Consider the following 6,860-nt stretch of genomic DNA (forward strand, 5'->3'; position numbering starts at 1 on the left):
TGATAATAACGGAGATGATAACATGCAACAAGCATACTGTCCGCAATGCGGGACAAAATTAAGAAAGAAATTTTTAGAAAACGAGGGCCAGGTGCCTTATTGTGATCAGTGTAAAGACTATCGTTTTCCTTTTTTTAATACGGCCATTTCTATGATTGTGGTTAATCAACAAACGGATGAAATTTTACTAATTCAACAATACGGTCGGAAGAAAAATATTTTAGTGGCGGGTTATCTCTACCAAGGTGAAAACCTCGAAACAGCAGTAAAGCGGGAACTAGCTGAGGAAACGGGACTTACACCTACAGTAATTCATTTCAACCGCTCTAAATTTTATCAGCCATCTAACACGCTAATGTGTAATTTTACCGTGGTAGTTGATGACTTAGAGGATTTTAAGGTTAATAACGAGGTTGACCGTTATGCATGGTTTAGTCGCTCAAAGGCTCAAGAAGCTATTTGGCCAGGAAGCCTAGCGGAAGAATTTCTATTGGCTTATTTAAATGAGAAAAATTAATTAAATACAAGACGTTACTACATTCTAGTGAGTTGGTAACGTCTTTTTTAGTCTAAAGTAAGCCAAATTTGACACTTTTAGATAACAGTGTTATCATCAAGGAATTTGATAACACCGTTATCTAGAAAGGAGTCAGTTTTAAATGTCTAATACAGAAGATTTATTAATTTCTGTAACAACAAAGTGGGTTTCTGTTAATGATTTTCATGATTTATCACTTAGAAAAATTTCTAGCTCAGTCGGGCTGACTACGGGTGCAGTGTATAAAAATTTTAAGAGTAAACAAGAATTATTTTACAAGGTGTCTTTATCATTATCGGAACAATTAGTTTCGGATTTAAAGTTGAGTTCATTGAATACACCGTTCGATAATTTGCTAGCTATTGCTGATTTTTTGTGTAATTTAGCGGTTGAAAAGCCTAGATTAATCGAATTCTTACTGTTCAATGGAAGTATTAAAGAGATGTATCAAGCTAAAGATTATAATTTTGTATTTTGGAATTTAGTAAAAAAATATGCAGGGCAGTTAAAAGATTCTGAATATTTCCTATTGCAGATAGTAACAACCTTGACAGGTTATATTCAGTTACTTATTAATGATTTAGTCAAGTACGATCCTAAATTTATTACTATTACTTTAAAACAACTACTGGAGGATTAATATGAATTTGCACGAAATTATGGAACGTCGCCATACGGTTCGAAAATATAAAAAGCAATCACTCTCTCAAGCAGATATTGATGCGATAATACAAGAAGTTGCCAATCTGAATCAACAATTTGCCCTAAGTATGAAGTTAATTACAAATGAGGATGATTTATTATCGAAGTTTGCCAAGCTTTTTATGGCTCAAAATGCTAGTAATGCTATCCTTTTAGAAGGTCAAGATGATGAAAAATTAGGGTATTCAGCGGCCAAATTGATGCTATTTGTTCAAGAAAGGGGACTAAATAGTTGGTTTATTGGTGGAACTTATAACCAAAAGAAATTTTCTAATGCAAAAGCAATTATTGTAATTGGTTATGGTAAAAATATTGGCAAGCCACATAAATCAAAGGCAATTTCACAAGTTAGTGATTACATAACAGAAATGCCTGAGTGGTATCTAGCTGGTATTCAAGCATTACTATTAGCACCGACAGTATTGAATAAACAAAATTTTCAGATAAAATATAATGAAGGGGACCCTATACTTGATGTAAAAGTAAGTGATTATTCTGGATTAGAAAAAGGGATTTTAAAATATTATTTTGAAAGTATTTCTAAGCATAAATTAAGTAGTAACTAGAAGAAAGGAGTAAAATTTATTATCACAAATCTCGGAAAAACCATACGTGCTAAGCGTCTGGAGCAACACTTGACGCAAAAACAATTGGCGAATGGTATTTGTTCGCAGTCAATGCTTTCAGCCATTGAAAATGGGACGTATACACCTAATGCAACCTTGTTGATTAGACTTTGCCAACGTTTGGATATAAGTCTACAAGAAATAAGTTTAGCTGTGGATTATGATATTTCTGATGATAGTAATTATAATCAAACCCTTGTTGCTTTGTGCAATCAGCATCGATATGCAGAGTTAAGAGAATTTTTACAACAACCCGCAACTCTAGATTTAATTCAGAATGATGAGCAAACTCAAGCGTATTACTATTACTTGGCGATTGCCTTGTTTAACACCCAAGCGCAGCTCTCTGAAGTTCAAAAAAACCTCAAGTTAGCGATTGCAAGTGATGGTATTACGTCGCTAAAAAGGTTATCTTTAGTATCGTTAGCTTTAGTTAAGGTAGTTCATGGGGAGGTAAAAGAAATTCCGCAATTAATCAGTCAAGCTACTGAGAAGTGGCAAACATTACCTTATGAAGAAAATTTGAATATCATTTATTACTTAGTAGCGATGATTCATTACAAGTTAGGAGATTATCCGACCGCTTCAAGATGGATAAATGAGGGGATAGCCTTTGTAACAAGCCATAATTCACACTATATGTTAGCTAATTATTATTACTTGTTAGCTAAAGTAGCTCACCAAAGTCAAGTGCGTGACAAAGAAGATGTGGCACAACAACGAAGTCAGATTTTTACAGAATTATTTGCTGAAAAAGTTTATGATGATTTCTAAATATCAGTATTCTGATTTTCGGAAAAAAAGTAATCTTGCTATGATAAAACCATCTTAAGAAAAGAGGTTTTATTATATGGAGAAAAAATTATTTACCAATCAAATTAAAATTGCTACTACCCCAGATAAGACTAAGCAAGTCTTGGCCAATCCGACTAATCTTTTAAATTGGGTTCCAGAAATTACATTGGTGGACTTTGACGGTCAAAGCTATATGCTTACAAGAAAAACACCGGCGTTAAATGGGGTTGAAAAGCTGCAAGTTGTTCAACACAAAGATACTGTGATTTACCAAATCGTCGGTACTAAGGCCAAGTATCAGATTGAATTTGAAGTAGTTAATCTGGGGGATGAAACACTGTTAAATGAGACGGTAATTATTGACTCTTTTGACTCACATCTCCCCTTGGAGCTATTTGTTCCGATTGCTAAACATGCCCTTAATGGAAATTTGAAGCATTTACGAGATTATATTGAATTAACGTAAGTGACCATACTAAAAGTACTAAAAATCAAGGTTATCGCGATAATAGCGGACATGATTTTTAGTGCTTTTTAATTAACTTATTTAAGTGGTTGGTTATTGCTGTAGAGAAATGACATTTGTCATGCGATGTCATGATATTTATAGCTATCCACTTTCAATTAGTCTTTTTATAATAATTATAAATTAAAGTTGAAGAGGTAAAGTTATGGAAGAAGTAATAAAAGTTAACCACTTAAATAAGCAAATTGGTACTAAGAAGGTTTTACACGACATATCTTTTACAGTTAGTAAGGGTGAATGTATAGCTCTTATTGGTCCTAATGGGGCGGGAAAAACAACATTATTTTCTTGCCTACTAGGCGATTATAGTACAGAAAAAACAATGATTACGGTTTTAAAAGATAGTCCGAGAAGTAAGAAGTTAAAAGATAAAGTTTCCGTTCTTTATCAGGAAAATATTATTCAAAAAAGAATGAAAGTTAAAGAACTAATTAGCTTTTATCGGTTGATTTATAATAATCCACTATCTTTACAAGAAGTAGATAATATTTTACGGTTTAGTGAGTTGCAAAAAAATCAATTTACTGAAAAATTATCGGGAGGACAAAAGCGTTTACTGTCATTTTTATTAGCTGTTATTGGTAATCCACAAATTATTTTCTTAGATGAACCTACGGCAGGTATGGATACAAACATTCGTCAGCATTTTTGGAAAGTAATCTCATTATTAAAAAAGCAAGGCAAGACGATTATTTATTCTTCTCATTACATTGAAGAGGTTGAACATACGGCAGATAGGGTACTTCTCCTTAATAAAGGTCAACTTATCAGGGATACGACGCCATATGCTTTACGTTCAGAAAAAGAAGAAAAAGTTTTTTCAATTCCTATAAAATATGTAAATTTAGTACGTGATTTAACCTATATCTATGATGTCGAACTAAAAAAGGACAATATTTGCTTTACTACGCAAAATCCTCAAAAGGTGTGGGACATTATCTATCCCCAAGTTGATCTTGCTGATATCGAAATGAACAATATAACCCTACTAAAGAAAATTTTCACTGTAACGGAGGATAAATAAATGGAAACTTTGTATCCACTATTGAAAAATGAACTTATTTTAACTAAACGGGGATTTCAGTCGTTAATTTTTGGAATTATCTTGCCCATAGGTTTTTTATTGATTTTTTCACAAGTTTATTCCACAGGTCCTAGAGCAATCGTTAATCATTATATACAACAAACAACTATATCAATGGTAACTTATTCAGGACTATGCTTTTGCTTATTTACTTTTCCTTATTCTTTGAAAGATGACGAAACAAATAATCGTAAACGAACTTTATTGCATACACCAGTCCCACAATGGCAATACTATTTTGTCAAGATTATACGAATTTTAGTAAGTTACCTATTAGCTATTATATTGACTTTTGGTGTATCGCATTACTATCTTGGGATAAACTTGCCACTTGGAAAGTGGGTAGTTTCAGGGTTACTATTATTACTTGGAGTCAGTTGTTTTTTTGTACTAGGATATCTATTATCGTTCATCAAGTCAACAGAATTATTATCAACGGTATGTAATATTACATATTTGAGTTTAGCAATGTTGGGGGGACTATGGATACCACTTTCCGAATTTCCTAAAACTTTACGTAGGGTATTACAATATTTACCTTCCGCCCAATTATGGAAATTAGTTACAAATTATCTTGATAATGGTAAAATTACTATAAATTCCATAGCTATTTTGGGAATATATGTATTACTTTTTTCAATCCTAGTAGTTATAGTTAGTAAATTTAGAAAAAAGGATTTGTAATGACAAAAAATAAAGTATATCTATATTATATCTATCTCGTTTATTTGATTTTTCCAATCGGCTATACTTTTATTGCACGTAAGTCATTATGGTTGTTAGTACCAACTATATTTTTTGGAATAGGATATGTTGTTGTGGCAACTACCAATAATAAAAAAGTTATCTTAGTAACATGGTACCTTTTGCTAGCGTATATCATTAGCTATATTTGGTGGTTTGATTATTCTATTGCCTATTTTTTCTTTTATATTTTCAATCTGATTGCGTATAAATTTCAGGCAAATATTAAATCGTATCAATTTATTAGTGCGTCAGCGTGTATAATTGCGATAGCGGGGTACTATACGCTAAATTATCAAACTTCAAGTGATTATTCGCTAATGGCAATGCAAATGTGGATTATATTTGCTGTATGTTTGGCAATTGTATACATCAAACGTTATCATAATCAAAATGAACAATTACAACGAGAGTTAAACAATCAAAATAAGTATATTAATCTATTGGCTGCAGAGAATGAGCGTAATCGAATTGGACGTGACTTACACGATACCTTAGGTCATACGTTTGCGATGATGACACTTAAATTAGAATTAGCCTCTAAGCAATTAGAGAAGCAAAAGTATGATGAAGTTGCTAAACAGATTAGTGAGCTTCGAGAAATAAGTAAAGTATCAATGTCAGAAGTACGATTGTTAGTAGATAATCTTAAAACACGCACATTATCAGAAGAGTTATCAGAGATAACAAGAATGATGGATTTATCTGAAATTGATTTTGAATTAGACTATCAACTGGGAAATAAAATCATTGCTCCTAATCAACAATCACTACTAGTTATGGTGGTACGTGAATTAATTACGAATGTTATAAAACATTCTCAAGCTAGTAGCTGTAAATTAAACCTTTTCTCTACTAGGGGGAGAATTATTGTTGAAATTACAGATAATGGCAAGGGATTTAAGGAAACTACCGAAGCTCCCCTGCATTCAATTAGAGGAAGAATTGGTAAAGGAGTTCAAGGAATAAAAATTATTTCAGTGAAAACTCCAACAGTCGTGCAAGTTATCTTATCTGAGGTGATATTAGAATGAATTTATTAGTCGCAGAGGATCAGTCAATGTTACGAGATGCAATGTGCCAACTGCTGCAAATGGAAGATGAGGTTAATAAAGTTTTTCAAGCTGAAAATGGGATTCAATCAATTGAGTTACTTTCGAAGTATCAAATTGATGTGGCAATTTTAGATATTGAAATGCCACTTAAATCGGGTATTGAAGTCCTTGAGTGGAGTAAACAACATAAACCACAAACTAAGGTTATCATTGTAACGACCTTTAAACGTGAAGGTTATTTAAAACGATCGCTACAAGCGGATGTTGATGCTTACGTATTAAAAGATCGTTCAATAGATGATTTAATGTTGACAATCAACTTAGTTTTACAAGGTAAGAAACAATATTCTCCAGAATTAATGGACATGTTTACTCAAAAGGTAAATCCATTGAGTGAGAAAGAACAAGTGATTATTGACTTTATAGCTCAAGGATTGACAAACAAGGAGATAGCTACAAAACTATTTTTATCCGATGGAACTATTCGGAACAACATAACAAGTATTTTTAACAAATTAGGTGTACCTAACCGGACACGAGCAGTTAAAGTTGCTCGTGATAATGGGTGGCTGAATTAGTATTAAGGAAAATTTCGAAATTTAGAAAAGTTATAATTCAGCTAAGTGACCACAATAAAAGCACTAAAAATCAAGGTTATCGCGATAATAGCGGACATGATTTTTAGTGCTTTTTAATTAACTTATTTAAGTGGTTGGTTATTACGTTGGTCTTTTTGTAAGCACCCTATAACACCCCCGTATTAATTATCGGGCAATCTCTCTGTATACTG

The 6,860-nt window shown here is 32.5% G+C and carries 9 protein-coding genes; all 9 read left to right on the forward strand.

Going from position 1 to position 6,860, the window contains the following annotated elements:
* The first annotated feature begins 22 nt into the window (after positions 1–22).
* The 9 genes from FC36_RS11095 (at position 23) to FC36_RS11135 (ending at position 6,648) form a co-directional block, all read left to right on the forward strand.
* Positions 23–517, forward strand: coding sequence for an NAD(+) diphosphatase (locus tag FC36_RS11095; protein WP_025021421.1), 495 nt, complete (start codon positions 23–25; stop codon positions 515–517).
* A gap of 142 nt (positions 518–659) precedes the next feature.
* Complete coding sequence (locus tag FC36_RS11100; RefSeq protein WP_025021420.1) at positions 660–1,178, forward strand: TetR/AcrR family transcriptional regulator; 519 nt, start codon at positions 660–662, stop codon at positions 1,176–1,178.
* A 1-nt stretch (position 1,179) separates the two neighbouring features.
* Positions 1,180–1,806 (forward strand): nitroreductase family protein, encoded by a 627-nt coding sequence (locus FC36_RS11105; protein WP_025021419.1) that lies wholly within the window; start codon positions 1,180–1,182, stop codon positions 1,804–1,806.
* 42 nt (positions 1,807–1,848) lie between these two features.
* Entirely contained in the window at positions 1,849–2,640 is a 792-nt protein-coding gene (locus FC36_RS11110; RefSeq protein ID WP_225349965.1) for a helix-turn-helix transcriptional regulator, read from the forward strand.
* Between the two features lie 76 nt (positions 2,641–2,716).
* Positions 2,717–3,127, forward strand: coding sequence for an SRPBCC family protein (locus FC36_RS11115; protein ID WP_035188807.1), 411 nt, complete (start codon positions 2,717–2,719; stop codon positions 3,125–3,127).
* A gap of 205 nt (positions 3,128–3,332) precedes the next feature.
* Positions 3,333–4,211, forward strand: a complete 879-nt coding sequence (locus tag FC36_RS11120) for an ABC transporter ATP-binding protein (protein ID WP_025021417.1) — start codon at positions 3,333–3,335, stop codon at positions 4,209–4,211.
* Positions 4,212–4,955, forward strand: a complete 744-nt coding sequence (locus FC36_RS11125) for an ABC transporter permease (protein ID WP_025021416.1) — start codon at positions 4,212–4,214, stop codon at positions 4,953–4,955.
* Positions 4,955–6,049: a sensor histidine kinase gene (locus tag FC36_RS11130; RefSeq protein ID WP_025021415.1), complete on the forward strand. Its 1,095-nt coding sequence runs from the start codon at positions 4,955–4,957 to the stop codon at positions 6,047–6,049. The genes FC36_RS11125 and FC36_RS11130 overlap by 1 nt, the downstream gene beginning before the upstream one ends.
* Entirely contained in the window at positions 6,046–6,648 is a 603-nt protein-coding gene (locus tag FC36_RS11135; protein WP_025021414.1) for a response regulator transcription factor, read from the forward strand. The genes FC36_RS11130 and FC36_RS11135 overlap by 4 nt, the downstream gene beginning before the upstream one ends.
* Positions 6,649–6,860: the final 212 nt, after the last annotated feature.

Origin of the sequence: Ligilactobacillus equi DSM 15833 = JCM 10991, from assembly GCF_001435735.1 — a bacterium.
Classification (GTDB): domain Bacteria; phylum Bacillota; class Bacilli; order Lactobacillales; family Lactobacillaceae; genus Ligilactobacillus; species Ligilactobacillus equi.

Bases quoted from the DNA above. Each gene is read 5' to 3' on its own strand.
- FC36_RS11135 (WP_025021414.1), top strand. From the start codon at position 6,046: ATGAATTTATTAGTCGCAGAGGATCAGTCAATGTTACGAGATGCAATG.
- FC36_RS11095 (WP_025021421.1), top strand. From the start codon at position 23: ATGCAACAAGCATACTGTCCGCAATGCGGGACAAAATTAAGAAAGAAA.
- FC36_RS11120 (WP_025021417.1), top strand. From the start codon at position 3,333: ATGGAAGAAGTAATAAAAGTTAACCACTTAAATAAGCAAATTGGTACT.
- FC36_RS11105 (WP_025021419.1), top strand. From the start codon at position 1,180: ATGAATTTGCACGAAATTATGGAACGTCGCCATACGGTTCGAAAATAT.
- FC36_RS11125 (WP_025021416.1), top strand. From the start codon at position 4,212: ATGGAAACTTTGTATCCACTATTGAAAAATGAACTTATTTTAACTAAA.
- FC36_RS11115 (WP_035188807.1), top strand. From the start codon at position 2,717: ATGGAGAAAAAATTATTTACCAATCAAATTAAAATTGCTACTACCCCA.
- FC36_RS11130 (WP_025021415.1), top strand. From the start codon at position 4,955: ATGACAAAAAATAAAGTATATCTATATTATATCTATCTCGTTTATTTG.
- FC36_RS11100 (WP_025021420.1), top strand. From the start codon at position 660: ATGTCTAATACAGAAGATTTATTAATTTCTGTAACAACAAAGTGGGTT.